The 24,978-nt window shown below is 68.0% G+C and carries 17 protein-coding genes and 1 tRNA gene; 14 read left to right on the top strand and 4 right to left on the bottom strand.

Annotated features, from left to right (window positions below):
- Positions 1–211 precede the first annotated feature (211 nt).
- From IT359_05495 to IT359_05475, 5 genes are all read left to right on the top strand, one after another.
- On the top strand, positions 212–1,006 hold the full coding sequence (locus tag IT359_05495) for a BON domain-containing protein (protein MCC6928431.1): 795 nt from the start codon (positions 212–214) through the stop codon (positions 1,004–1,006).
- A 68-nt stretch (positions 1,007–1,074) separates the two neighbouring features.
- Complete coding sequence (locus IT359_05490; GenBank protein MCC6928430.1) at positions 1,075–3,825, top strand: valine--tRNA ligase; 2,751 nt, start codon at positions 1,075–1,077, stop codon at positions 3,823–3,825.
- Positions 3,816–5,237: an Ig-like domain-containing protein gene (locus IT359_05485; GenBank protein ID MCC6928429.1), complete on the top strand. Its 1,422-nt coding sequence runs from the start codon at positions 3,816–3,818 to the stop codon at positions 5,235–5,237. The genes IT359_05490 and IT359_05485 overlap by 10 nt, the downstream gene beginning before the upstream one ends.
- Before the next feature lie 6 nt (positions 5,238–5,243).
- Entirely contained in the window at positions 5,244–6,623 is a 1,380-nt protein-coding gene (gene selA / locus IT359_05480; GenBank protein ID MCC6928428.1) for an L-seryl-tRNA(Sec) selenium transferase, read from the top strand.
- Positions 6,620–7,174 carry an HAD family hydrolase gene (locus tag IT359_05475; GenBank protein ID MCC6928427.1) on the top strand — a complete coding sequence of 185 codons (555 nt, stop codon included), beginning with the start codon at positions 6,620–6,622 and terminating at the stop codon, positions 7,172–7,174. The genes selA and IT359_05475 overlap by 4 nt, the downstream gene beginning before the upstream one ends.
- Positions 7,175–7,315: 141 nt before the next feature.
- On the opposite strand, the gene IT359_05470 is transcribed toward IT359_05475, so the two are convergent.
- The gene (locus IT359_05470) at positions 7,316–8,437 is read right to left on the bottom strand and encodes a PQQ-binding-like beta-propeller repeat protein (GenBank protein MCC6928426.1); all 1,122 of its coding nucleotides are present in this window, start codon (positions 8,435–8,437) and stop codon (positions 7,316–7,318) included.
- Between the two features lie 704 nt (positions 8,438–9,141).
- On the opposite strand from IT359_05470, the gene purN reads away from it, so the two are divergent.
- From purN to IT359_05455, 3 genes are all read left to right on the top strand, one after another.
- Complete coding sequence (gene purN, locus IT359_05465) at positions 9,142–9,834, top strand: phosphoribosylglycinamide formyltransferase (protein MCC6928425.1); 693 nt, start codon at positions 9,142–9,144, stop codon at positions 9,832–9,834.
- 59 nt (positions 9,835–9,893) lie between these two features.
- Entirely contained in the window at positions 9,894–11,426 is a 1,533-nt protein-coding gene (gene purH / locus IT359_05460; protein ID MCC6928424.1) for a bifunctional phosphoribosylaminoimidazolecarboxamide formyltransferase/IMP cyclohydrolase, read from the top strand.
- Positions 11,427–11,722: 296 nt separating this feature from the next.
- Positions 11,723–14,011, top strand: coding sequence for a DUF2723 domain-containing protein (locus IT359_05455; protein ID MCC6928423.1), 2,289 nt, complete (start codon positions 11,723–11,725; stop codon positions 14,009–14,011).
- A 307-nt stretch (positions 14,012–14,318) separates the two neighbouring features.
- On the opposite strand, the gene IT359_05450 is transcribed toward IT359_05455, so the two are convergent.
- Positions 14,319–17,324: a DUF5107 domain-containing protein gene (locus tag IT359_05450; protein ID MCC6928422.1), complete on the bottom strand. Its 3,006-nt coding sequence runs from the start codon at positions 17,322–17,324 to the stop codon at positions 14,319–14,321.
- A gap of 99 nt (positions 17,325–17,423) precedes the next feature.
- On the opposite strand from IT359_05450, the gene IT359_05445 reads away from it, so the two are divergent.
- Positions 17,424–17,506: transfer RNA gene (locus IT359_05445), tRNA-Ser, on the top strand.
- A gap of 946 nt (positions 17,507–18,452) precedes the next feature.
- Here the strand turns inward: IT359_05445 and IT359_05440 are convergent.
- Both IT359_05440 and IT359_05435 read right to left on the bottom strand, forming a co-directional pair.
- Complete coding sequence (locus IT359_05440; protein ID MCC6928421.1) at positions 18,453–18,899, bottom strand: DDE-type integrase/transposase/recombinase; 447 nt, start codon at positions 18,897–18,899, stop codon at positions 18,453–18,455.
- A gap of 6 nt (positions 18,900–18,905) precedes the next feature.
- A complete protein-coding gene (locus IT359_05435) occupies positions 18,906–19,598 on the bottom strand; it encodes an IS3 family transposase (GenBank protein MCC6928420.1) in 693 nt (230 codons plus the stop codon).
- 717 nt (positions 19,599–20,315) lie between these two features.
- Between IT359_05435 and IT359_05430 the strand changes: the two genes are divergently transcribed.
- From IT359_05430 to istA, 5 genes are all read left to right on the top strand, one after another.
- The gene (locus IT359_05430) at positions 20,316–21,134 is read left to right on the top strand and encodes a helix-turn-helix domain-containing protein (protein MCC6928419.1); all 819 of its coding nucleotides are present in this window, start codon (positions 20,316–20,318) and stop codon (positions 21,132–21,134) included.
- A 627-nt stretch (positions 21,135–21,761) separates the two neighbouring features.
- Positions 21,762–22,874 carry a hypothetical protein gene (locus tag IT359_05425; GenBank protein MCC6928418.1) on the top strand — a complete coding sequence of 371 codons (1,113 nt, stop codon included), beginning with the start codon at positions 21,762–21,764 and terminating at the stop codon, positions 22,872–22,874.
- The gene (gene lepB / locus IT359_05420) at positions 22,874–23,566 is read left to right on the top strand and encodes a signal peptidase I (protein MCC6928417.1); all 693 of its coding nucleotides are present in this window, start codon (positions 22,874–22,876) and stop codon (positions 23,564–23,566) included. Before IT359_05425 ends, lepB begins: the two co-directional genes overlap by 1 nt.
- Positions 23,567–23,918: 352 nt before the next feature.
- Complete coding sequence (locus tag IT359_05415) at positions 23,919–24,416, top strand: winged helix-turn-helix transcriptional regulator (protein ID MCC6928416.1); 498 nt, start codon at positions 23,919–23,921, stop codon at positions 24,414–24,416.
- A complete protein-coding gene (gene istA, locus IT359_05410; protein ID MCC6928415.1) occupies positions 24,398–24,874 on the top strand; it encodes an IS21 family transposase in 477 nt (158 codons plus the stop codon). The genes IT359_05415 and istA overlap by 19 nt, the downstream gene beginning before the upstream one ends.
- Positions 24,875–24,978 lie beyond the last annotated feature (104 nt).

The following is a 24,978-nucleotide window of genomic DNA, read 5'->3' as shown; positions in this document are numbered from 1 at the left end:
AAGGCGAGGACCACTCCGGCGGCTATCGCCAAGGCGAGCGCGAGCCACGGCAGGAGACGTGTGGCGCTCGACGCATCGCGCGACGGTCCGGGGGGCGCAGATCGCATATTCACGACGCGCAAGTTATCGTACGACAGCAAGTTTGGGCTACGGGGCGCTCTCTGCGGCGCCACGTACCGCGACTTCCTTCGACACCAGGCCGACCTCGCGCATGGCTCGATACATCGAAGACGATTCCGAATCCGGGCACACCGTGCTCGTCACCGCGGGGATCATTGCCGGGGTGGTGGCGGGGGCCCTGGTGGCGCAGCGGCTGGGGGGGTGGCGCGGCTTGCGTCGCCTGCTCAAGGGGCGGCGTGGTCCGCTGCTCAGGATCATCCGCGCCGCGCTCCCCGCGGGGGCGCTCGGCTCGGTGCTCGACGCGGTTGGGATCGAGCGCATCGTGACCGCGCTGCTGGGAGACGCCCGCACCGGGCTGCGCCGGCGACTCGACGAGCGCGCCGCCGGCCGTGGCCAGGCATTCGGCGGGACGCGGCGGCGCCGCCCCGACCCCGACCTGGACGAGTTCGAGGTCGACGACATCGAGCGCGCGATGGCGGGGCTCGATGCCGATACCGACGAGGATGACCTGGACCACGACGCCGAGGACGAGATCGTCGAGGCGTTCGACCCCGAGGCGATCGAGACGGCGGTGCTCGCCGCCTTTAGGCGCCATCCCGTGCTGCGCCGCCGCGCCCTCGAGATCTCGGTGGACGACGAGGGAGTGCTCGAACTCACGGGGTGGGTGCGCGCCGAGCGTGAACTGCGCATCGCGCGACGGATCGCGGCGCGTGTGGACGGCGTGGAGCAGGTGATTGTCGACGTCGCCGTACGCGACGGCGCCCGCACCGGCGCTCGCACCGGCGCTCGCGCTGGTGTTGCCGCCGCCGGCAGCAGCGCCGCCGACCGTGCAAGCGACGGCGACGACGAGGACGAGGTAGCCACATCCGACGACGCAACCACCTGAGCGCCGCTCCCATCCTGCACGATCACGGAGGGCCGCCCCGGGTGGGCGGCCCCTTTACATTTCCTCCCATGTCGACCTCCGAACTTCCCCCGCAATACGACCACGCGGCGACCGAGCGCGAGCTCTACGCGCAGTGGCAGGACGCCGGCGTCTTCACCGCGCGCGCCGAGCGATCGCGCCGCGCGGCGGGCGATCGCGAGCCCTATACCATCGTCATCCCGCCGCCGAACGTGACGGCGGTGCTGCACATGGGGCATGGCCTCAACAACACGGTGCAGGACGTCGTGATCCGCTGGCGGCGCATGTGCGGCGACGAGGCGCTGTGGGTCCCCGGGACCGACCACGCCGGAATCGCCACGCAGAACGTCGTGGAGAAGCAGCTGGCGAAGGAGGGGTTGACGCGCTTCGACCTCGGGCGCGACGCCTTCGTTGCGCGCACCGCGCAGCACGTGAACGAGACTGGCGGGACGATCCTGTCGCAGCTGCGCGCCATTGGCGCCTCGGCCGACTGGACGCGCACCGCGTACACGCTCTCGCCGCAATTGTCGCGCGCCGTGCGCGAGGCCTTCGTGCGGCTGTTCGAGCGCGGGCTCATTTACCGCGGGCATCGCGTGATTCACTGGTGCCCGCGCTGCCTCACCTCGCTCTCGGACGAGGAGGCGGAGCACCATGACGCGAACGGGAAGCTGTACCACATCAGCTACCCCATCACGCAGGTGAACGCCAACGAGGAGCCGCGCTTCATCGTGGTGGCCACCACGCGCCCGGAAACGATGCTGGGAGACGTGGCCGTGGCGGTGAACCCAAACGACGAGCGGTATCAGGACCTCATCGGGCGCACGGTGCGGCTCCCCATCGCCAATGTCGAGATCCCGATCATCGCCGACGACTACACCGACCCTGCCTTCGGCTCCGGCGCGGTGAAGATCACGCCGGCGCACGACGCCAACGACTTCGACGTGGGGCAGCGCCACTCGCTGGCCATGCCGGTGATTCTCACGCCAACGGGCGAGCTGCGCGAGGTGATGGACGCCGGCGGTCGCGTCCCCGAGGACATGACGGGGATGGATCGCTTTGCCGCGCGCGAGGAGATCGTCAGGCGCCTCGAGGCGCTGGGGCGACTGGTGAAGATAGAGCCGCATGCGCACTCGGTGCGGCGCTGCTACCGCTGCGACACGGTGGTGGAGCCGCGCCTCTCGGAGCAGTGGTTCGTGAAGATGAAGCCGCTCGCCGAGCCGGCGCTGCGCGCCGTGCGCGAGAAGGAGATCCGCATCCTTCCCGAGCGCTGGGAAGCGGTGTACGTGAACTGGCTGGAGGGGATCCGCGACTGGAACATCTCGCGCCAGCTCTGGTGGGGGCACCGCGTCCCCGTCTGGTATTGCGATGCGTGCGGCAAGGTGACCGCCTCGCGCGAGGACGTGCACCGCTGCCCCGCCTGTTCGGGCGCGGTGCGCCAGGACGAGGACGTGCTCGACACCTGGTTCTCCTCCGGGCTCTGGCCGTTCTCCACGTTAGGCTGGCCAGACGACACCCCCGACCTCAAGGCGTTCTACCCCACCGACCTCCTCGTCACCGCTCCGGAGATCCTCTTCTTCTGGGTGGCGCGCATGATCATGACGGGCTTTGCCTTCATGGGCGAGGCGCCGTTCCATACCGTGTACCTGCACGGGACGGTGCGCGACACCAACCACGTGAAGATGTCCAAGTCGCTGGGGAACGGGATCGATCCCCTCGACGTGGTGGGGCTGTACGGTGCCGACGCCCTGCGCTACACAGTGATTGCCGGTATGGGGCTCGGCGCCGACACGATCCTCGACCCCAGGGACCTGGAGCGCTCCTTTGCCCCGGGGCGCAACTTCGTCACCAAGCTGTGGAACATCGGGCGCTTCCTGCTCACCAACGTTGGCGACGACCACGTGCTCGCGCTGGATGCGATCCCGGTCAACGACTTCACGCGCGCCGACGCCTGGATCCTGGGGCGGCTGAACGTTGCCATCGACGCCTGCAACGCAGCGTTGGGGCCGGCGCGCCCGAACGGGACGCGATGGAAGGATGAGGAGCGCTACATCGGGCTGCGCCTCAACGAGTACACCGAGGCGGCGCGCAACTTCGTCTGGAACGAGCTGGCCGACTGGTACCTCGAATCGGTCAAGGGGCGCCTCTCGACGCCGGGCGACGACCGCAACGTGGCGCGCGCCGTGCTCGTGTACGCCTTTGACCAGGCGTTGCGGCTGCTGCACCCGATCGTTCCCTTCGTGACCGAGGCGCTGTGGCAGAAGCTCCCGGTGCACGTGAACGGAACCTTTGTCTGCACGGCGGCGTGGCCCACCACGGCGAGCCACCCCGGACGCCCTGACGAGTTTGCCCGCGTCATCGAGGCGGTCTCCGCGGTGCGCCAGTTGCGCGGTGAGTACGGGATCAACCCGGGAAAGCAGCTCGAGGGGGTCGTGATCCCGGGTGCGGGTTCCCGCGCGATCTTCGCCGGCGAGGGAGCGCTCATCGAGCGCCTCACGCGCTGCACGCTCAGCGTGGCCGAGGCCGCCCCGGCCGGCGCGGCGGCACATCAGGTCCTTTCCGATGGTACTGAGATAGTGCTCCCATTGGCGGGGGCCATCGACCTCGAGAAGGAATGCGCGCGACTGACCGGCGAGCTGGACGCACTGGAGAAGCAGCTGACGGGGCTCCGCGCCCGGCTGCAGAACGAGAACTTCATCGCCAGGGCCAAGCCCGACGTGGTGGAAGGCGAACGGCGCAAGGAGCAGGAGTGGACGGCGCGGCGCGAGCAGCTCGCCAGCAAGGTGGCCGCGCTGTGCGGGTAGCCGCGCGCGCCTTCCCGCTCGCGGTGCTGGCCGGCGTACTGGCCGGTGTGCTGGCCTGCGCGTCGGCCAGCACGCCGCCAGGCGGGCCGGAGACCTACGACCCGCCCCGCATCCTGCGCATGCGCCCCGACACGAATGCGGTGAACGTTCGCGGCGGGAGCATTGCCTTCGACTTCGACAAGGTCATCAACGAGCGCCCCATGGGCGCGAGTTCACTCGCCGGACTCTTCCTCATCTCGCCCTCGTACGGTGAGCCGAGCGTGTCGTGGCGCCGCGACTTCATCGCCGTCTCGCCCAAGGGAGGCTTCCGCGCCAACACGACGTATCATGTGCGCATGCTCCCGGGGCTCACCGACCTCGAAGGGAACGTCGATTCCGTCACCCGCGAGTTTGTCTTCTCCACGGGGCCGGTGATTGCCAAGGCGCACATCCGCGGCAACATCTTCGACTGGCAGAGCGAGAAGCCGGGACAGCTCGCGCTCATCGAGGCCTTCCCCATCCCCACGTCGAAGGACTCGCTGCGCTACCTCACGCTGGCCGACTCGCTGGGGCGCTTCGACCTCGCCAACCTCCCGGTGGGTGAGTACCTGTTGCGCGGCATCATCGACCAGAACAAGAACCGCCTCCTCGACCCGCGCGAGCTGTACGACACGATGAAAGTCGCCCTCGTCGACTCGGCGCGGCGCGAGATCCTGGCGTACGTGCACGACACCATCGGCGTCGGGATCCAGACGGTGACGCTGATGGACTCCATGACGATTCGCCTGCAGCTCGATCGTGCGCTCGATACCGCCTTCGTCATCGACGCGTCGCACTTCTCGCTCAAGAAGCGCGACTCGAGCGTCGTGGCCATCGCCCGCACGCAGTCGCGCCAGGCCTACGACCTGGCGCAGGAGCGAGGGCGCAAGACCAAGGCAATCCAGGACTCGCTACGCCGCGCGGCAAAGGAGGATTCGTCGCGTGCCGACTCTGCCAAGCGCGACAGCGCCAAGGCGCCCGCCCCGCCCCCGCCCCCCACCAACCGCCGCACACTCCCGCCGCGCCGCGCGCAGATCGACTCGGCTATCGACCGACTCACCGGTCGCGACACGGTCGCCAAGGAACCACCGCCCAAGCCCAGCAAGCCGTCGCCGGTGAACGAGTTGATCATCACCACCGCGGCGCCGCTCGCCCCCGGGACCCAGTACCGCATTCGCGCGGTAGAGCTTCCGTCGCTCCTGCGGCGCCGGCGTTCGTCGGAGCGCGTTTTCAGCACGCCCAAGCCCAAGGTGGACACGACGAAGAAGGACACGACGAAAGCGGGGGGCAAGGCCAAGGCCGACAGCGCCGCCGCGCGCGATACCGTCGGCGCGCCCGGCGGGCCAGAAGCGCGCGGCGCGCTCGACGCGCGCCTGCGCCACCTGCTGCGTTAGGCACGCATGGGCGACGCACGACGCGCACTTCCCGCCATCGGCTCGCTCCTCGCCCGCGACGCCGTGCGAGCGCTGGGCGCGCACGCTCCCGCCGCACTGCTCACCGAGGCGGCACGCCGGGTGGTCGCCGACGTGCGCGAGGGGCGCGCGAGCGCCCCCGCGGCCGACGACGAATGGAATGCGCGCGTCGCGCGCGCGCTGTCGAACCTCGAGCGTCCATCGCTGCGCGCCGTGTTCAACGCAACCGGGGTTGTGTTGCACACCAACCTGGGGCGCGCCCCGCTGGCACAGGTGGCGCTCGACGCCATCGCCCGCACGGCCAGCGGCGCGTGCAACCTGGAGTACGACGTGGACGAGGGGCGCCGCGGCTCGCGGTATGTGCACAGCGTCGCGCTGCTGCGAGAGCTGACCGGTGCCGAGGACGCCATCGTGGTGAACAACTGCGCCGCCGCGCTCGTCCTCGCCCTCAACACCTTTGCCCGCCACCGCGAGGCCGTCATCTCGCGCGGCGAACTGGTGGAGATCGGCGGATCGTTCCGCGTTCCCGACATCATGGCGCGCAGCGGTGCGGTGCTGCGCGAGGTGGGGACGACGAATCGCACGCACGCCGACGACTACCGCGCGGCGTTAGGCGACCGCACCGGCGCGCTGCTCAAGGTCCATCGCTCCAACTTCGAGATCACCGGCTTCGTGGCCGAGGCGTCGTTGCGCGACCTGGCCCCCATCGCCACCGAGCAGGCCATTCCGCTCATTCACGACTTCGGGAGCGGGCTGATGGTGGATCTTTCCCCCTTTGGGCTTTCGGGCGAGCCGCTGGCGGCCGACGTGGTGCGCGACGGCGCCACCCTCACGCTCATGAGCGGCGACAAGCTCCTGGGCGGGCCCCAGGCGGGGATCATCCTCGGCAAGGGGGAGGCGGTGGCGGCGTGCCGCCGCAACCCGCTGTGCCGCGCGCTGCGCGTCGACAAGCTCACGCTTGCCGCGCTCGAGGCAACGTTGGCGCTCTACCGCGACCCGGCGCGCGCCGTGCGCGAGGTCCCCGCGCTCGCCATGCTCACCGCCCCGCTCGAGGTCGTGCGCGCGCGCGTCGCCACCCTGGGCGAGGCGGTGCGCGCCGCCGGCGTCGCCGGCTGCAATGCGGCAGTGGTGGACAGCGTTGCAACTGTCGGAGGCGGCGCCTTTCCCTCCTCGCGCATCCCGTCGGCCGCGCTGGCGCTCGACGGCGACGCCACCGCCCTTGACGCCGCATTGCGGCACGGCGCCACCGCGATCGTCGGTCGCATCGAGCGCGACCGCCTCCTCCTCGACCTGCGCTCCATCCCCCCGTCGCTCGACGGCGCGCTCGCGCAGGCCCTGCGCGACACGCTCACCGCGAGCGCCGCATGACGCTCCGCCCCGCCGCCTTTCTGGACCGCGACGGCACGCTCATCGAGGACGCGCATTATCTGGCCGATCCCGACGGCGTGCGCGTCCTTCCCGACGTGGCGCAGCATATCATCGCGCTCAACCAGCGCGCGCTGCTGGCCATCGTCGTCACCAACCAGAGCGGGATCGCACAGGGGCTCCTGACGGAAGCGCAGTACGAGGCAACACGGCGCCGCCTCACGCAGCTCCTGGCCGACGCAGGGGCACGCCTCGACGACAGTTATCACTGCCCGCACCACCCCTCGGTCTCCGGGGCCTGCGACTGCCGCAAGCCCGCCACCGGCATGTACCTCCGCGCCGCGCGCGACCATGGCATCGACCTCACGCGTTCGCTGTATGTCGGCGATCGCCGGCGCGATGTGGAGCCGGCGCTCGAACTGGGCGGGATCGGCGTCCTCGTTCCGTCGCCGGCGACGCCGTTCAGCGAGGTGCACTGGGCGCGCACGCATGCGGACGTGGCGCATACGCTGGGTGAGGCGATCGAGGAGTGGATTGCGGCGAGCGAGGGGTGAATACGTCTGCGGCGCTTGCCTCTCGCGCGGCACGCCCGGTGGCCATGACCCCGCGGGGGCTGCCCGATTCGGGCGCCCGCCACGCACACGCGAGTTCGCAATCAGCTGAACTGCCCATGTGAGCCGTGCCCCTCGGTCATGTTACTCACAGGAGAACCCTACAATCTCCCGGTCTGTGCTGATGGCAGCGATGCGATCCGAGACAGCGAAACCGCTGCTCGGGATCTCACTGCCATCGGGGTTCGTCAGGAGCGAATCAACGATGGCGCCACTCGTGCGATCCAGAAGCATCACTGCCTGGTTTTCGACCAGAAGGAACCGGCCACAAAGCGCGAGCTGGTGCGCGCTCGCGGGAAGCTTCGTCGTCCAAAGCTGACGTCCCGTGGCCGCGTCAAACGCGTACGCGTGTCGGTCGCTGGACACGCCGTATCCGATGCCGTCCCGCACAAGCGGCGCGTAGGTGGGTCCGTAGAATCCCGACTCGCCCGACAGCCTCCACACTTCGTGTCCATCGGTGCGGTCCAGTGCCAGGAATCCCGAACCGAAACCGTCGCCCAATAGGAGAAGGGATCCGAAGATCGTCGCATTGGTTGATGCCGCGTGGAACTCGCCCGGAAGCTCGGCGTGCCAGAGCAACGCGCCGTCAATCCTACGCAACGCGCTGACGAAGATCGTCTTCAGGTGCCCTGAGGCGCTCAGACTGCGACTCCCCACCGCATACACCGCGTCGCCCTCGATCACGACACCCTGGGGCAGTACAGAAAAGGTCTCATGGCGCAGCAGTACCTGCTCCCACCTCGGCGTACCTGTCCGCAAATCGACAGCCTTCAGAACACCGAGGTAGGGGCCAGGGCGATTCGAGTCCGACGTAAGAAAGTGAAACAGCGTTCCATCACGTGCATCGAGAAAGGTATCGTGCCGCCTCGTCGTGTCCGCGGCGGTCCAGACCACCGTTCCGGTCTCAGCATCGGCTACGGTCACACCCCACCAGTCGGCGATGGCAAGCAACCCATCGTGCCACAGTACGTTCGGAGCCTGCAGACTGCGAATCGGGAGAGGCGTTGTCCATCGCCGCTCGCCTGAGATCATATCCAAGGCGAGTAGTCCATTCATCGTCTTCCAGTACGCCCTCCCATCGCGAACTGCGGGGACTCCTCCCCATGAGAAGAGCTCATTCGGTGCGAACGGCAGGCGCCACAGAACTCGTGAGGAGTGCGACCCCGCGTCGGGCGCCGAGTCGCCGCAGGCGGCGACGGCGGACACTAGATACGGGAAGAGTAGACGCATGAGGCGTAGAGTCCAACGCGGCGCAGGATCTCCTGAATCGCACGATGGTCGCAGCCGTGGTGTCATCGAAACTGCATGTCGAATTGCGTGGAACGCTGCAGGATGATGTCCAGCGAGCGCCAATAGTACGGCCGTCACCCCAAGACGCAAGCTGCCTTTGCACCTGCCCGATGCAGCCTCAGCTGCAAACGGATTCCCTAGTACTCTGATGCCGAAGGAACAGGCCACGGATTCAACACGCTCCGCGCCCGAATATCGAGCAACGCATGATGTATCGACACCTGGACTCCAGCACCCGCCGCAACTGCTGGTTCGCGAGTGAAGCACGGCGCAGGACACCTGCGATGAGATCTTTGTGGCCAGCGTTTCCGACGGGCACGTCGCCGAATCGGCAGTTTGGGAGGTCGACAAGCGCTCGTCGGGGAAACTTCCGGTTCCGCACGCACTCGAAATGATGGGACCACTCGGGTTGCCGCATACTCGCATGGCAAGCATGAATTGACACTCGATGAGTGCATGGACGCGAAGGGAATCGGCGGCCGGCGAGGGTCGAGGCTGAGGGTCATACCCATCGCGGCGCCCCGCGGGTGCGTGATCGTGAGAATCTGAGGCTCCACGAACCTCAGCTCGGCCCGGTCAACTCTACTCCCCGGCCAACGCCTGCGTTAACATGCGGCGCCATGCGCAAGCAGATCGCCGTGCTCGCCTCGGGGGGCGGGTCCAACTTCCAGTCGATCCAGGAGCACCTCACCGCCCTTGGCGCCGCGCGCCCGGGCGAGATCGTCCTCGTCGCCTGCGACCGCGCGTCGGCAGGGGCGCTGGCGCGTGCCCGCGGCCATGGCATCACCGCCCTGGCCATGGAGCGCGAGCAACGCAGCAACGGGATGCTCGCCCTCCTGGCGCATCACGGCATCGACCTGGTGGTCCTGGCCGGCTACCTGCGCATGATCCCCGCCGAGGTGACGCGCGCCTATCGCGGGCGCATCGTCAACGTCCACCCGGCGCTGCTCCCCGCCTTTGGAGGTCCGGGGATGTACGGGCACCACGTGCACGAAGCCGTGGTGGCGCACGGCGCGCGCGTGAGCGGGGCCACGGTGCACTTCGTCGACGAGGAGTACGACCACGGCGCCATCATCGCGCAGTGGCCGGTCCCGGTCTTTCCCGGTGACGATGCCGAGACGCTCGCCCGCCGCGTCCTGGCCGTGGAGCACGCGCTCTTTCCGCGTGTGGTGCAGCAGCTCGCCGCGGGTGTCATCACGTTAGGCGACGATGGGCGCGTCCACGGCGCGCCGGGCCACCTCGCCCCCACGCACTTTGCCCTGCGCGCCGACCCGGGCGCCGCGGCCGAAGGGATCAACGCCCTCCTCGGCTAGCGCGACCGGGAACGCGACTTCCTCGCCAATCCTTCCACGACTCTTCCGTCGTTGCCCCCATGCCTACCGCCCTGCTCTCCGTCTCCGACAAGTCCGGACTGGTCGACTTCGCCCGCGCCCTCGTGGCCGCGGGGTGGGACCTGGTCTCCACCGGTGGCACCTCGCGCGCGCTGCGCGAGGCAGGCCTCGTGGTGCGCGATGTCTCCGACGTCACCCAGTTCCCCGAGATGCTCGACGGACGCGTGAAGACGTTGCACCCGGCGGTGCACGGCGGGCTCCTCGCCAGACGCGACCTCCCCGAGCACATGGCGGCGATCGCCGAGCATGACATCCACCCGATCGACCTCGTCTGCGTCAACCTCTATCCCTTCCGCGAGACGGCGGCCAAACCCGGCGTGCATCCCGAGGAAGTGATCGAGAACATCGACATCGGCGGCCCGTCGATGCTGCGCTCGGCGGCAAAGAACTTCGCCGCGGTCTGGGTCGTGGTGGACCCGAGCGACTACGCCAAGGTGCTGGAGGCCATCACCTCGGGCGCTGGCGACCCGGCGTTGCGGCGGCGCCTGGCGGAGAAGGTCTACGCGCACACCGCGGCATACGACAGCGCCATCACCACCTGGTTTGCCCAGCAGCGCGGCGACCACTTCCCCGACGTCGTCCCCATCGCCGTCACCCGCAAGCAGACGTTGCGCTACGGCGAGAACCCCGGGCAGGAGGCCGCCTTCTACATCGAGCGTGCAGGCGAGGGGCTGGCGGGGCTCGTGCAGAGGGGAGGAAAGGAACTCTCGTTCAACAACTTCCTCGACCTCGAAGGGGCGCTGCTGGCCACCGATCCGTTCGCGGGAGAGCCGGCGTGCGCCATCATCAAGCACACCACGCCGTGCGGATTGGCGACGGGGCTGGGCGCACTCGACGCGTACAAGAAGGCGCTGGCCTGCGACCCGGTCTCGGCTTTCGGGAGCGTGATCTCCTTCACCGTCCCGGTCGACGCCGAGACGGCGGAGGCCATCTCGTCGCTGTTCGTGGAATGCATCGTCTCGCCCTCGTTCAGCGAGGAGGCGGTGGAGATCCTGGGGCGGAAGAAGAACCTGCGCCTCCTGCAAGGGACGGCCACGTGGCGCGAGGGGTCGCTCGACTTCAAGCGCGTGCGCGGCGGCTTCCTGCTGCAGGATCGTCCCCCGGCTTCGTTAGGCATCGGCGAGTGGACGGTCGTCTCCGAGCGCTCGCCGAGCGAGCAGGAGCGCATCGACCTCCTTTTTGCCTGGCGGGCGGTGAGCGCCGTCAAGTCCAACGCCATCGTCCTGGCGCGCGACGGCGCCACGGTGGGAATTGGCGCCGGCCAGATGTCGCGCGTCGACGCCTCGTTCATGGCGGTTCACAAGGCGCGGAGCCTGGGGCTCGAGACCGCCGGATCGGTGGTGGGATCGGACGCCTACTTCCCCTTCCGCGACTCGATCGACGTGGTGGTCGAGGCCGGGATCACAGCGATCGTGCAGCCCGGCGGTTCGGTGCGCGACGCCGAGGTGATTGCAGCCGCGAATGAGAAAGGGATCGCGATGGTGTTCACGGGGCAGCGACTCTTTCGCCACTAGCCGGGGGACGAGAGGACGAGAGGACGAGAGGACGAGAAGACGAGGGGCCTGACTTCACGACGAGAGCGGGGCAGACGGCGGTGCTGGGGCGGACTGCCTTCCAACGCCGGGGGACCGAGGGTATCCTTCCCGGCTGCATGAGGAGCCAAAATCCGCCCGGAACGGGCAACGCTCCCCCCCCGTCCCGTGCCCAAGAGACGAGACCGCCGATTCTCGTCTTGCAGGCCCCAGCCTTCGCTGAGGCAGGCCCCTCGTCTTCTCGTCCTCTCGTCTTCTCGTCTTCTAGTTAGAGATTGATGTCCCAGACAGAGCTCGACTACCGCCCCTCATACCTGGCCGCGGCGATCGCCGGCGCCCTGGTCTTCACGCTCTACATGCTCACGATCGGCCCCTCGACGGCCATGTGGGACACGAGCGAGTACATCGCGGCGGCGTACATCCTCGGGCTCCCGCACCCGCCGGGCAATCCCTTCTTCGTCCTCCTCGGGCGCGTCTTCTCCATCCTCCCCATCGGCGGGAGCGTGGCGATGAAGGTGAACATCCTCGCCGCGCTCTGCTCCGCCTCGTCGGCGGCGATGTGGTTCCTCATCACCGAGCGCGTCCTCGTCTCGTGGTTCAGCGAACGGTGGCAGCGCATCGTCGGCGGCGGTCTGGCGGCGCTGATCGGGGCCACGGCGTTCACGGTCTGGTCGCAGTCGGTCGTCAACGAGAAGGTCTACACCGTCGCCCTCATCGGCGTCGCCGTCGTCGCCTGGCTCACGGTGCGCTGGTGTGATGACCCGGACGGTCCCAAGGCGGACAAGCTCCTCGTCCTCATCGCCTACCTGCTGGGACTCGGCTTCTCCAACCACATGGCGGGCTTCCTCGCCGCCCCGGCCTTCGCCTTTGCGGTAATGGTCCGCCGCCCCAGGACGATTCTCCGCTGGAAGCTGATCCTGGCCTGCGTCGGTGCCGTCCTGTTCGGGATGACGCCGTTCGCCACGCAGCCCATTCGCGCCGCGCACTTCCCGGCCATCGCCGAGGGCGAGCCGACCGCCTGCACCACCGAGCTGACCGCCAAGTGCACCTTCGACAAGGTCACGTGGGAGCGCTTCGTCTACAACTTCAACCGCGGGCAGTATGGCGCCCCGGACCCTAACGACCCGAGCCGTGTCTATCCGGCCCAGGTCTCGATGTACTGGATGTACTTCAAGTGGCAGTGGTGGCGCGACCCGTACGGCGAGCACCAGACGCTGCAAGGCGTCCTGGCCGCGCTGTACCTCGTCCTCGGCCTCTTTGGCGGGTGGGTGCACTGGAAGCGCGACCGCCAGTCGTTCTGGTTCTTCGGGCCGCTGATGTTCACGATGACGCTCCTGCTCATCAAGTACCTCAACTTCCGCTACGGCTATTCCCAGGCGCCGGAACTGGGGGATGCGGTCGAGCGAGAGGTGCGTGACCGCGACTACTTCTACCTCTGGAGCTTCTCGGCGTGGTCCGTATGGGCGGCGCTGGGGCTGGCCTTCGTGTGGGAATCGGTGGCCGCGTTGTTAGGCAGCGAGCAGGTCAAGCTCGGCAAGGAGACGCTCGACCTCCCGAGGAAGCGCAGCTGGTTGATGGCGACGCCGGTGCTGGGCATCGCCTTCTTTCCGCTGGTAGGCAACTGGAGCGCGGCGACGCGCAAGGGTGACGACACCACGGCGAAGTTCGCGCACGACCTCCTCAACTCGGTGGAGCCGTACGGCGTCCTGGTGACGGTCGGCGACAACGACACCTTCCCGCTGTGGTATGCGCAGGAGGTGGAGGGGATCCGGCCCGACGTCGTGGTCGCCAACACGTCGCTCCTCAACACCGACTGGTACACGCGCCAACTGATCCGCAACCCGGTGCGCGACTACGACGCCACCAAGGGGCCGGCGATCTACAAGGGCGGGAACTGGAAGAAGCCCTCGGGGCCGCCGGTAAAGATGACGTTGCAGCAGGCGGACTCGGTCCCGTTGTACTTCGAGCTTCCGGACACGGTGGTGTTCGAGGGCTACGGCCTGCGCACGAAGATCCCGCCGCGCTTGCTCACGCGCGCCGACTACTTCGTGCTCCAGATCATCAAGGACAACCCGGGGCGTCCCATCTACTTCTCGCGCACCTCCGGGAGCTACGGGCGCGAACTGGGACTGGACGAGTACCTGGTGACGCAGGGGCTGGCGCGTCGCCTCCTCGACCACGCCCCCATGGCGTCGAAGGACACGCTCCTCGTCCCGGGCGAGGGATGGGTCGACGTGCAGCGCAGCAAGGCGCTCTGGGAGAACGTTTTCGAGGGGCAGCAGTCGTTCGTGCGCAAGGGCGGGTGGCCCGACAAGGCCTCGGTGGGCATCCCGGCGCTCTATGTGTCGACCGGTTTCATGATGCACGACGTCCTCACGGCAATCGGCGACCCGGCAGGTGCAAACAAGGCGCTCGACGCGGCCAAGCAGGTCGCCCAGTCGACGCGCATCGCCGAGTTCTTCAACTTCGAGGCGTTGCAGCAGTCGGCGCCGACGCCGATGCAAGGGGATGTGAAGCCGGCGGTGCCGTTGAATGTGGCGCCGAAGGACACGACACGGAAGAACTAGGACGGGGGACGGGGGAAAGCTTGCCCCAGCGAAGGCTGGGGGGGGACGGGAGTGCGAACGGCGCCGTTAGGCGCCGTTCGCGTTTTCGGCAGCGCTGAGGGTGGGGTGGCCGCTGCGCGGCACCCTTGGGGGGAGTGGGCGCTGGTGGTGGATGGCTCGGGATCGGTTCGCGCTTCTGGCGGGACGGGAGAGAGTCAACCGCTCACACGCCCCCGCCCCCCCCAGCGCGCGGCCCCGCCGCGCGCACTCCCGTCTCCCGTCTCCCGTCTCCCGTCTCCCGTCTCCCGTCTCCCGTCTCCCGTCCGCCCTACCCCCTTCCCCCACACCGCGCACGCACCCCACCAACACGATTCACGTTCTCCGCGCGCCCCACCTGCTCCCCCATCCCATCGCGCGTGAACGCCAGGCGGGGGACCGCTCGACCCAGCCCCCGCACGATCGCGTTTGCTTCCCCGCACTTCCCTACACTCGCCAGCGCCTCGGCGCGCGCCAGGCGCACGTTGATCCACTCGCCACGCGGATTGATCCCCCCTTCCACGCGCGAGAAGAAGCGGTCGGCGAAGAGCGCTTCGGCGTTGTCGAAGCGGCCGGCGGCGGCGAGGAGTCGCGCGTAGCGATAGACCAGCGCGGTCGGCATCCCCGCCTTGTCGGGATACCGATCGAGTTGCGCCGCACGCGCGGCGGCCGACGCGCCGGTCAGCTGCAACAGCGAGTCGTTCCCCACCCAGACGGCGGCGTTGGTGGGCTCGGCGGACGTCCCCCTGGCGAAGATGTCGGCTGCGAGCGCCGTGTTGCCGGCGATGAGCGCGGCGGCGCCGAGGTTGCGATAGAGACCGGGGATCCCGGTGGGGCGCTCCGCGACCACCGACTGCCACAGGGTGATCGCGCGCTCGACCTCGCCGCCCTGCAGGGCGAGCATCCCCTGCAGGTAGCGAATCGACGGGTCGCGCGGGCGAAGGCGTTCAGCCCACGCCAGCACCTCGCGCTCGCGCGCCCGGTTGGGGAAGACGTAGCCCAGCGGGAGCGACGCGGCGGTGTCGAGGGCGGCGGTGGGGTCGAGCCCCGCGCGCTGTGCGGCAAAGGCGCGGTAGAGCCAAACCATCGGGTGCCGGTTGGGATGCGGGATCCCCGCCTCGCGCACCACGCGCGCATCGTCGGGCCAGCGCGTGGCGAGGAGGGCCGCCGCCTCGGTGTTGGCGTGCGCGTCCAGGAGCGCGTCGGCGATGTCGAGAATGCGCTGCGGGTCGCCCGCCAGGTGCACCAGGAGCGCGTCGTCGCCGCCGGCCAGCTGGCGGTTGAGCCAGCGCGCGAGGTTGCCGGTGGGAAACTCGCGCGCGTTGGCCTGTGCGTCCTCGCGCACGGAGGTCGGGGGTGCGTCGCCAGGCGCAACCGGGCGCGCGCCCTGCCAGGCGGCGACCAGCCGCATGTCGCGCAGGCGTGCCGATGGCGTCGCGCCCGAGTCGGCGGCGAAGCGCCCGGCCCAGGCGAGCGCATCGTCGTTCGCCGCGGGGCCGCAGCGCTGCAGGGCGAGCATCGCCGCCGGCCGCAACGGGCCATACTGGCGTGCCAGCTCGAAGTCCACGCGCGCGCGCGCCGTGTCGGCCATGGCCAGGCGTGCCAGCCCGCGGTAGTACGCCATCTCGTGGTCCGCCGGCTGCAAGGCGAGGGCGGCACTCGCATGCCCTTGGGCCGCGGCATGGAAGCCCAGCGTCACTTCGAGGCGCGCCGTGGCGCGGAGGAGTGCCAGGTCGCGCGCATTCACCGCGAGCCCGGCTCGATAGGCGCCTAACGCGCCCAGCATGTCGCCGTTGACCTCGCGGTCCTCGGCGAAGGTGAGCCAGTCCCCCTCGCGCCGGTCAGCCGCGGCGGGCCAGGTCGCCACCGGCTGCTTCCCGCGCCTGACGAGCGAGTCGGGGAGGAAGTCGTAGACCCCTTCCACCTGGCGCAGGAGCGTGGCTCCGGTGCCGTCGCGCAGCGTGAAGGTGGCCGGCGGTGCGCTGGCCAGGGCGCGCGTCGACAGCCGCACCAGCTCACCCGGGGTGAGCCCGCTCGTCGTCAACGCGACTGTCGCCCCCAGCGAGAGCGTGGCGCGAGCACCCGCAACCGTGCGCGTGACCTGCACCGTGGCGCGCAGCTCCACCGAGTCCTTGCCGAGGGGAACACGCTCCAGGTGCAACGCGCCGTTCGGGTTCATCCGCGTGAGCCCCCCCAGCCCCCGCAGCGGCATCCAGTATTCGTGGAACGACACCTGGTCCTGCGGCTGCAAAAAGCCGTACGTCTCCTGGTCGCGAAAGAGCCCCGCCTGGATCTCCACGTAGGCGCTGGAGTCGTCGGAGAGCTGCCGCCGCCAATCGAGCGCGTCGGCATCGACCCCCCACGACCAGATCTTCTTGGCCGGCAGCTCCTCGCTCAGGGCATAGTGCGCCACGCCGGCGTTGGTGCGCGGGTGCCAGATCCCCATGAACCCCTCACGGCTGGCGTGCGCGAAGCGCGACACCGGGCCGTAGATGTGGTTCTTCAGCACCGAGTTGTCCGTCCCCCGCGCGTCGACCGGCCACGTGTCGACGTCGGCAAAGCCATGCGACGCGGTGAACTTCATCGGATAGAGGATCCGCGTGTCGTCATGCGCCCGCACGCCGGCGTTGGTCCACCAGTAGAAGCGCCGGCGCACGTCGCTCCGGTTGTAGAGCGTCGTGTATTGCTCCAACAACGCGCTGCCGGGGCGCAGCGTGAGCTGCACCGTCCATTGCATCCCGTAGGGGCGGTCGACGTTTCCCACCCACACCGAGGCGCTCCCGTCCGGCTCCTCGCGGAGCGCGAAGTCCACGGGCGACGTCGTCATCCAGTTGTGCGAGACCGGGAAGTTGAACTCGATGCCGAACGCCGCCCACGAGCCGCGATAGGCAATATTGGAGACCTTGATCGCCCCATTGGCGTAGAACATCTCTTCCCCGTTCACCTTGTCGGTGCACGAGTACAGATGCCCCCCCAGATCGGGGAGGACCGAGCACTTGAGGAACTCGTTCTCCAGGAAGAGGGCGCGCCACGCGCGCGGCCGACGGCGATCGGTGAGGACGTCGCGGATGGTGTACGGATAGTTGGGGCGCCCCGCCGGCTGCAGGAGATCGAAGGGGGCGTTCGGGTCGGGCGCTCCCTCGTCGTAGGTGGGGAGGGTGAGCGTCCCTTCCCACGCGCGTGCGCGCGCCGGTTGCTGCGCGGTGGTTCGTGCGGGCCAAAGGGCCACGCCTAGCGCGACACACGCGACGAGGCGAGCGAATGGAGCAAAGCGCACGATGGCAGTACGGGTCATCATGGGGCGAGAAGATGCGGCGATCGGCCGCTCGCCGACAGCCCGCCCCGTTTGTCCGCCCTGTTGCCCGGCGCCTCTCACATGGCCATTATCCGTCAGTCGGGAGGGCTGGCAGAATGGCTATTGCACCGGTCTTGAAAACCGGCGTCCGCAAGGACTTAGGGGTTCGAATCCCTTGCCCTCCGCTTCGATGTGCTCCCTCGAATACGCCACCTGCACGGGTGGAGTATTTCGTTGAGGGGTGGGGCAACGAGCGGCCGTTGCGGCACGTAGCGCATCGCCGTGGTCATCAGCTCGAAGCGGCGCGCGCCGCCCGGCGCCACACGTCGTCCACCCGTGCATCCGGAGCGATCGTCACACCGCGGTGCTACACTAAACACCCGCCCCACCCGTCATACTCTCGCTGAACCAACACAGGGCCTCCCGCGTCGCGCGATGAGAGCGCTTCACGAGGCCGTTCGATTCCGGATGATACGTCCGGATCCGGATGTGCTCCACCGAGAAGCGCCGCACCAGGCACTTGAATTCTGCGGCGGTGAACTGGCTCCCGACGTCCCTCACCAATCGTCGCGCGGCCCCCGTGACCTCGAGGGCCTACTGGATCACCAGCCGCACGTCGCTCGCACGCATCGTCGTCAACAGCTCCCAGTGGACCACGTAGCGGCTGTACGCAGTGCACGTTGAGCTTCTCATCCGCCGTGAACTGCCGCCCCTTCGCGCGCGGCCCCAGCCTCACCCGGCCCGTCTGCTCACTCATGGCATGCCTCCCTTCGCGTCCCGGCCACTCGCCGGTCGAGGGAAGCGTGTCATTCGCTCAGATCGCCCGAAAGTGCGGTTTCCGGTGAACCACTACACGAGTACTAACGCGCGCTATCCATAGCGCCGTTCGTACACGGGTGTGGCGCGAGGTCAGCCAAGTTCGTGGCGTTTCCCCTCTTCCCGGACGGTCATGCAGGGAGCAACAGTGCGAGCTCGGCGACGTCGCGCTGGTGAAGTTTCGCGTCGCACGCCCAGCGCCTATCACGCGCACGCCAAACACTCGCAACGCACGGGACGCGCAGGGGCGCGAGAGGCCAGCGTACACGTGCATCACCGCGGATTAGGCTTGCCCCGCTTTCGTGTACACCTCGGTTAGGCTGCTCGGCCCTTGGTGCGGAGGACCGTCTCGTACTCGGCGGGCGTCCGGTACCCGAGGGTCGAATGCCGTCGCTGCCGATTGTACCACACCTCGATGAACGCGCACAGATCCCGCCACGCCGCGCGGGCATCGGGCCACGCGGCGTCGGGGACCCGCTCGCCCTTCAACGTCGCGAAGAAGCGTTCCGCCACGGCGTTGTCGCAGCAATCGCCGGTTCGGCTCATGCTGGGCACGGCCCCCGCCGCGGTGAGCGCGGCCTGGAACGCCCGACCCGCATACTGACGGCCGCGATCCGAGTGGACCACGAGCCCCGGCGGGGGCTGACGCGCCACGACGGCCTGGTGCCACGCCGTCAGCACCAGCGTCTCGCCTAACGTCGACGCTGTCGCCCAGCCCACCACCCCCCGGGTGGCTCGATCCGGGATAACCGCGAGATACAGCCACCCCTAAGGCGTCGGGAGGTACGTGATGTCGCTCGCCCATACCCGATCCGGCGCCCCAATCGTCGCCGGCGCGAACTGGCGCGCGACGATGTTGGCGGCGACCGGGAGGCCATGCCGCGCGTCGGTGGTGCGCACGAACCGTCGGCGCCGGCGCCCCGCCAGTCCGTCGGTCTGCATCAACCGCGCGACCCGCTTGCGGCTGACGCGGTGGCCCTCGGCCCGTACCTCAGCGTGCACGCGCGGCGCGCGATAGCGCGTCCGACGCCGCCGATGCACGGTGCGACTCGCGACGAGCACGGCTTCGTCCGTTTGCGCCCGGGCACTCGGCGGCCGCCGCTGCGCCGCGTGGTACCCCGTCGGCCTCACGCCCAGCACCCGACACATCCGCGTGATCGCGAACGCGTCGGCATGCGCGGCGATGCAGGCGTACTTCGCGCTCACCGGTGTTCCTTCGCGAAGTACGCCGCCGTTCTTTCTTGCGAAGTCGCGCTCCTGCCGCAGCACGTCGTTCGCCCGCCGCAACCGGCGATTCTCCGCCTCGAACTCCTGTCGACTGGTCACCGCCTGAGGCGACGCATCGCCGAGCTCGCGGGTCCACCGCCGCCGCAGGTCGGCCGTGATGCCCAGCTCACGCGCGATCACCGTGAGGGCCGTGCCCCGCTCCCGGCGCTCACCCGCGCGCCGGATCGCCTCCACCTTGAACTCGGTACTGAACGCGCGTCGCTTCCGTCCCATATGTCACCTCCGTACCCGAACGATAGTCGGTCGATGGGAGGTGTCCACGAAAGCGGGGGGGCTCAGATCAGGTGGCGGCTCTCGCGGCGCGCTCGGCGGACCAGCTGCAGCCGAACGGGCGTTGGCCCGACGGCGAGCTCGTTCAGCTGGCGCGCGAGTTCGCGCTCCCCAAGTACATCGTCGCGCGGGCGCTTAGGCAGGCGTAACTGAAGGCAGCGCCGAGCTGAGCGTTTAGCGCGCCGAGATAGCAATCGGACCGCACAGCCGCGTCGCAAGCCTCGTGCGGCTCTCTGTACCGAGCACGCAAGAACTACTGCCGCGGCTGCTCTGGTTCCGCCGTGCGTGCAGACTAGGGGTAACCCTAGTGTCCAGTGACGAAGGGATGGCGCATCGTGCGCCGCGTTCCTCCGTCGAGCGAGCGCCCGACTTGCCCGTCGCCTGCAGTCTGTGAGACGGCGTCTGGACGACTGGCATCCCCGAATCAAAATGCCGTACGGCAGAGGTCGCACTTGCACTTGCTGTGGCCGACACGAATGGCTCGGTAAGGATGGGAGATACCTTCGTCCTGCCCTTCGTGAGACTTGGCGAGCACGAGGATCGGCGTTGCTATCGCGACGCCCTCGCGCACGTGGGCGGAAGATGGCCGCTCTACGAGCGCTCGACATCGCGCGCGTTGTCATGACGTTCGAGCAGGTGGCTGTGGGACATTCGCGACGTGAGGGTGCTCGCCTTGTGGCCTATCTAGAGTCCCCCGAGGAACGTAGTGTCCTGCAGCAGCTTCGGCCCACGGCGAGCCAGCTAACCTTTGTCGCAACGTTCTCCGATCTGCGGACGCAGTTGACACTCGAACGCTCCTCGCACTTCGTCGCCGACGTCACCCCACGGGACGAGCAGGATCTTGTCTTGCTTGGGCAGACCGTGCGAGGAATAGCCTCAGCCACCTTCGTGACATTTCGCGTGCGCGCGTCCATCGGTCTCGCGCGTCTCCTTCTCGTGGTCGCCGACCATTTGCCCTCCGCTCGGTTGTCCCTCCGCGAGGTGGAACCCATCTCTGACGCTGCGGTTCCGGGAGGCGCGGTCGCTGCGAACGGCTCAGCCTACGAGCTCGCCCGTGCTCTCTTGCGAGGCCTAACGGTGCCGACCGTTGATCTCCTCGCGCTTCTCATTGTCGCCGGACATCGACGCTTCGGAGTAGATCGCCTGAGCCAGCTCTCCGGAATCCCGCCCCGCACCTTGGAGTGGCGTATCAAACGAGACACTGGCATGACCCCTCGCGCCTTGATTGGAACGATTCACGCCCTCCATTCCCTGTGGGCCCTTGAAGTCGCCGGTAAGTCACAAAAGGCAGTCGCGGCCACAAGTGGTCATCAATCCACCAGCTCGTGGTCGAGCCACTTTCGCCGCCATCTGGGTCAATCGCCGGGATCTGCGCTCCAAAATGGTGGACTTTCCGCTGCTCTCCTCCGCGTCGTTATGCAGCTGCGGAACGTGCAGTAGAACTCGGTATTGCGCGGAACGAACAACATTTGCGGTTCTGCGAATTGACGACACGAACTCACCCTTCAAGCTTCGGGCAACCACTCGCTTTCAGGAGGAGCGACATGCTCAGTAAGCTCATCGCCGTGACGACCGGACTGGCACTTGTGACCTTCGCACCGATTGGCAGCAACCTTAGTAGCGTCGGACGACTGGCGTCCACAGTCCGATGCGAAGACTGCGTTACACACCAAAACATCTGCTGCGCAGACTGTAGCGCGCCGGCTTCTCAAAGCAACAAGTGCACGGTCGGAACCCCCTGGTGCAACTGACCTCGCGCCGATGATGCATCACAGCTGAGAATAGAGAGGGGCACAGTCGCGTACGGTGCCCCTCTCCAGCGCATAGTTGAGAACGAAGAACATCAGCGCGCATATGACGATAGGGCAATCGCCGCATCGAGTACCGCCGTTGATCGGGCGGCGCCGCTTGGACTCAAGGCGGCTATGCCGAGAATGGCAGGCGTGGACTCACATGCTACGCAGTACGGCGCTCTTCTGCGCTTTTGGAGCGTTCGTCTGTTGCGGTCGCGGAGATCGCGGAACGTCGACGACAGACGCAGAACTTGCTGCATGGTCCCCCTCCTCGATGACGACGATTCACCGTATTACCGTTGCGGCCTTACTCGAGGCGCCACGCTGGGCAACCGCCCAGACAGCTCTCGTACTTGCTGCACACGACTCGTCGCCAGAACTCGGCAACCCCGAGGACGTCACCCTCCTACCTGATGGCCGCGTGGTAGTCGCAGATGCACCAGGCGCACAGGTGCTGGTCTTCTCACGGGGAGCATCAGCGTCCGGCAATCCGACGCGGTGGGGGCGGAAAGGCGGCGGCCCCGGAGAGTATCAGTTTCCGACGTGGTTGGGCCGCTGCGGCGCGCGCGGACTGGAGGTCTACGACCCGATCATGGGGGTGAGAACCTCGCTCGATACCGACGGACACGTGACGGGCACCAGGTACATGCGCGTCCAGGGGGGTGGCACGCTCGGCTCTCGTCTCTCGTGCAACCAGCGCGGCGTGTTCGTTGGCGAAGGGCCGCCCCAGACACCGCGGACGAATCGCTTCGGGCCGTTTCGCCCTGTGGTGCCCATCGTACTGATAACCCCCAGTGATTCGCTCGCTCGCAGCGTCGTTCGCGTCCTTGGGGCAGATTCGTATCGCTGGCCCGAGCAGGTGGGGCGACTCGGCGACTTCGCCCGCAGCCCGCAATTCGCCATGGGCGATTCGACGCTCTTCCTCACGACAGGCGACAGCTTTCGTATCGGGCAATTCACCCCATCCGGCACTCTCGTCAGTCTCATCGCGTTGACCGATGCGAACGCGCGTCCCTTAGCCGACTCCAGCATTGCTCGCGTCGTTGCAGAGCAACTGGATCGAACGAAGCCTCAGTATCGCCGGGAGCTTCGCCACACCTTCGAGGCGATGACGTGGCCGGAGTTCTTTCCAACAGTCGATGGTCTCGTGATGGACGAGGAGGGATGCTTGTGGGTGCGATTCGACTTTGTGGGGAAGGCGGCCTGGGATGATTGGCATGTATTGACACAGCGCGGAACGATTGTTGGAGCGATACGCCTCGTGGGAGACATCGTCCCACGGACGATCACGTCTTCGGAAATTCTAGGGTGGGTGGAAGATCGGCTTGGCAAGCGCGACGTGGTGGCGCTGCGGTACCGTCGGCCCCCGGACCTGAGCTGTCACTGATGCCGGGTGTCGGATGTCGCCGCGTCTTAGGTACTGTCAGCCTGTGGGTGGCCGTGCTGATGCTGGGACTGGTCTTGCGAAAGTATTTGGTCATCACCGCCATCGCCCGCGGCACGTCCATGCTCGACACCGTACAGGCCGGCGATGTATTGCTCGCGGTGCGCCCCACGTGGCTGGGACGTGCGACCGGTCTTACGTACGCTCGGGGCGATTCGTGGGCGCGCAACGACTTGGTATTGGCGCGCCTTCCGGAACGGATGAGCGTCGGCGATCTTCGGGTGGTCAAGCGCATCCTGGGCTTGCCCGGGGAGACTGTTGAAATGCGTGCCGGGCAGCTGTACGTCAATGATCATACCATTGATGAGCCATATGCACGAACCGACTCATTGCGGCTCAACGGCGCCTCGATAGCCATGCAGTGGCAGATTGACTACGTGAAGCGGCCCAGCATGCGCGGTTTCTTTCCCACCAATGAGGATTGGGGCCCGATTGTCGTGCCGACAGACAAGTACTTTCTCTTGGGTGACAATAGGCAGCACAGTCAAGACTCACGCGAGTTTGGGTTCTTCGCCTCGAGCGATCTATTGGGTCGGGTGGTGGGGGTGTTGGTTTCCCATAGCGGTGACTGCTGCACACCGAGGCGTCTATGGCGCGGAGCACGACTTGAGCGGACGCTGCGGCGGCTCCACTAGGCGAGGGTTATGTGAACCGCCCCGGGATTACTGGAGGCTCCACTCTGTGGGAGATTGGAGCGATGAGCACATCGAAGCGGCAACAGCGGTTCAGTCCTGAGGTGCGCGTGCGTATTTCGGTCGATGCCGATCCCTCGTTTCGGTCGAGGGCGATCACCCATTTCGCTCCAAGCCCATCACCCATTTCGGAGGAAGCGGATCAGCCGTTTCGCTCGAAGCCGATCACCCATTTCGGCCGAAGGCGATCACCGGGTAACCGCCTGGTGACCTGAGGGGTGCGGGATCCCACCGCGGGGCCAGCTTCTGCCGGACTTCAATCCGGAGCGAGGCGGTGCCTGCCGAGAGGATCCCGATGCGAATGGTAGGGGAGGCCCTGCGCCTCCGGTTCGACCAGCGCTTGAGCCAGCGCGAGATCGCCCAGAGCCTCGCGCTCTCGCAGAGCACCGTGCACGAGTACCTCGCCCGCTTCCAGCCGTCGGGGCTCCCGTGGCCCCTGCCACCGGCTCTCGACGAGGCGGCGCTCGAGGCCCAGCTCTTCCGGCGAGCGGCGGCGCCGCCGACCGCCAGCCGGCCGATGCCCGACTGGCCGACGGTGCACCAGCAGCTCAAGCAGAAGGGCGTCACGCGCCAACTGCTCTGGGCCGAGAACAAGGCGACAGCGCCCGACGGGTATCCGTATACCCAGTTCTGCCGGCACTACGACGCGTGGTGCGACACGCTTGAGCCGGTGCTCCGGCAGGTGCACGTCGCCGGGGAGCGCGTCTTTGTCGACTACGCCGGCATGACCATGCCGGTCGTCGATCTCGACACGGGCGAGGAGGCGCGCCGCACATCTTCGTCGGCGCGTTAGGCGCGAGCCACTTGCTCTACGTCGAGGCCACCTGGACGCAGGCGCTGCCCGACTGGATCGGCGCCCATGTGCGGATGCTGGAGTCCCTGGGCGGCGTGCCGGCGCTGCTGGTCCCGGACAACCTGAAGAGTGCCGTGGGGCAGCCGTGCTATTACGAGCCGACGGTCCACCCGACCTATCAGGATCTGGCGACGCATTACGGTACCGCCGTGCTGCCGACGCGGGTCCGGCATCCGCGCGACAAGGCCAAGGTCGAGACGACGGTGCAGATCGTCGAGCGCGAGATCCTGGCGCCGCTCCGCCACCAGGTCTTCCACTCGCTGGCCGCCCTCAACCAGGCGCTCGCCCTGGGCTGCGAGCGCGTGAACGACCGCCCCTTCCAGAAGCTCTCTGGCAGTCGCCGGAGCGTGTTCGAGGCGACTGAGCGCGCCGCGCTCCGGGCGCTGTGGGTTCTCTAGAATCCGTCGCACTTCTTCTCTGAAGTCTGTCGCATCCGCGGGCCGCTGACCCACGATGGCGTCGTGCCCGGCACCGGCCGGGCCCCCACCCGGGGAGGCGCCGA

Source organism: Gemmatimonadaceae bacterium (assembly GCA_020852815.1).
GTDB lineage: Bacteria > Gemmatimonadota > Gemmatimonadetes > Gemmatimonadales > Gemmatimonadaceae > SCN-70-22.
This window is presented reverse-complemented; position numbering and strand designations above follow the sequence as displayed.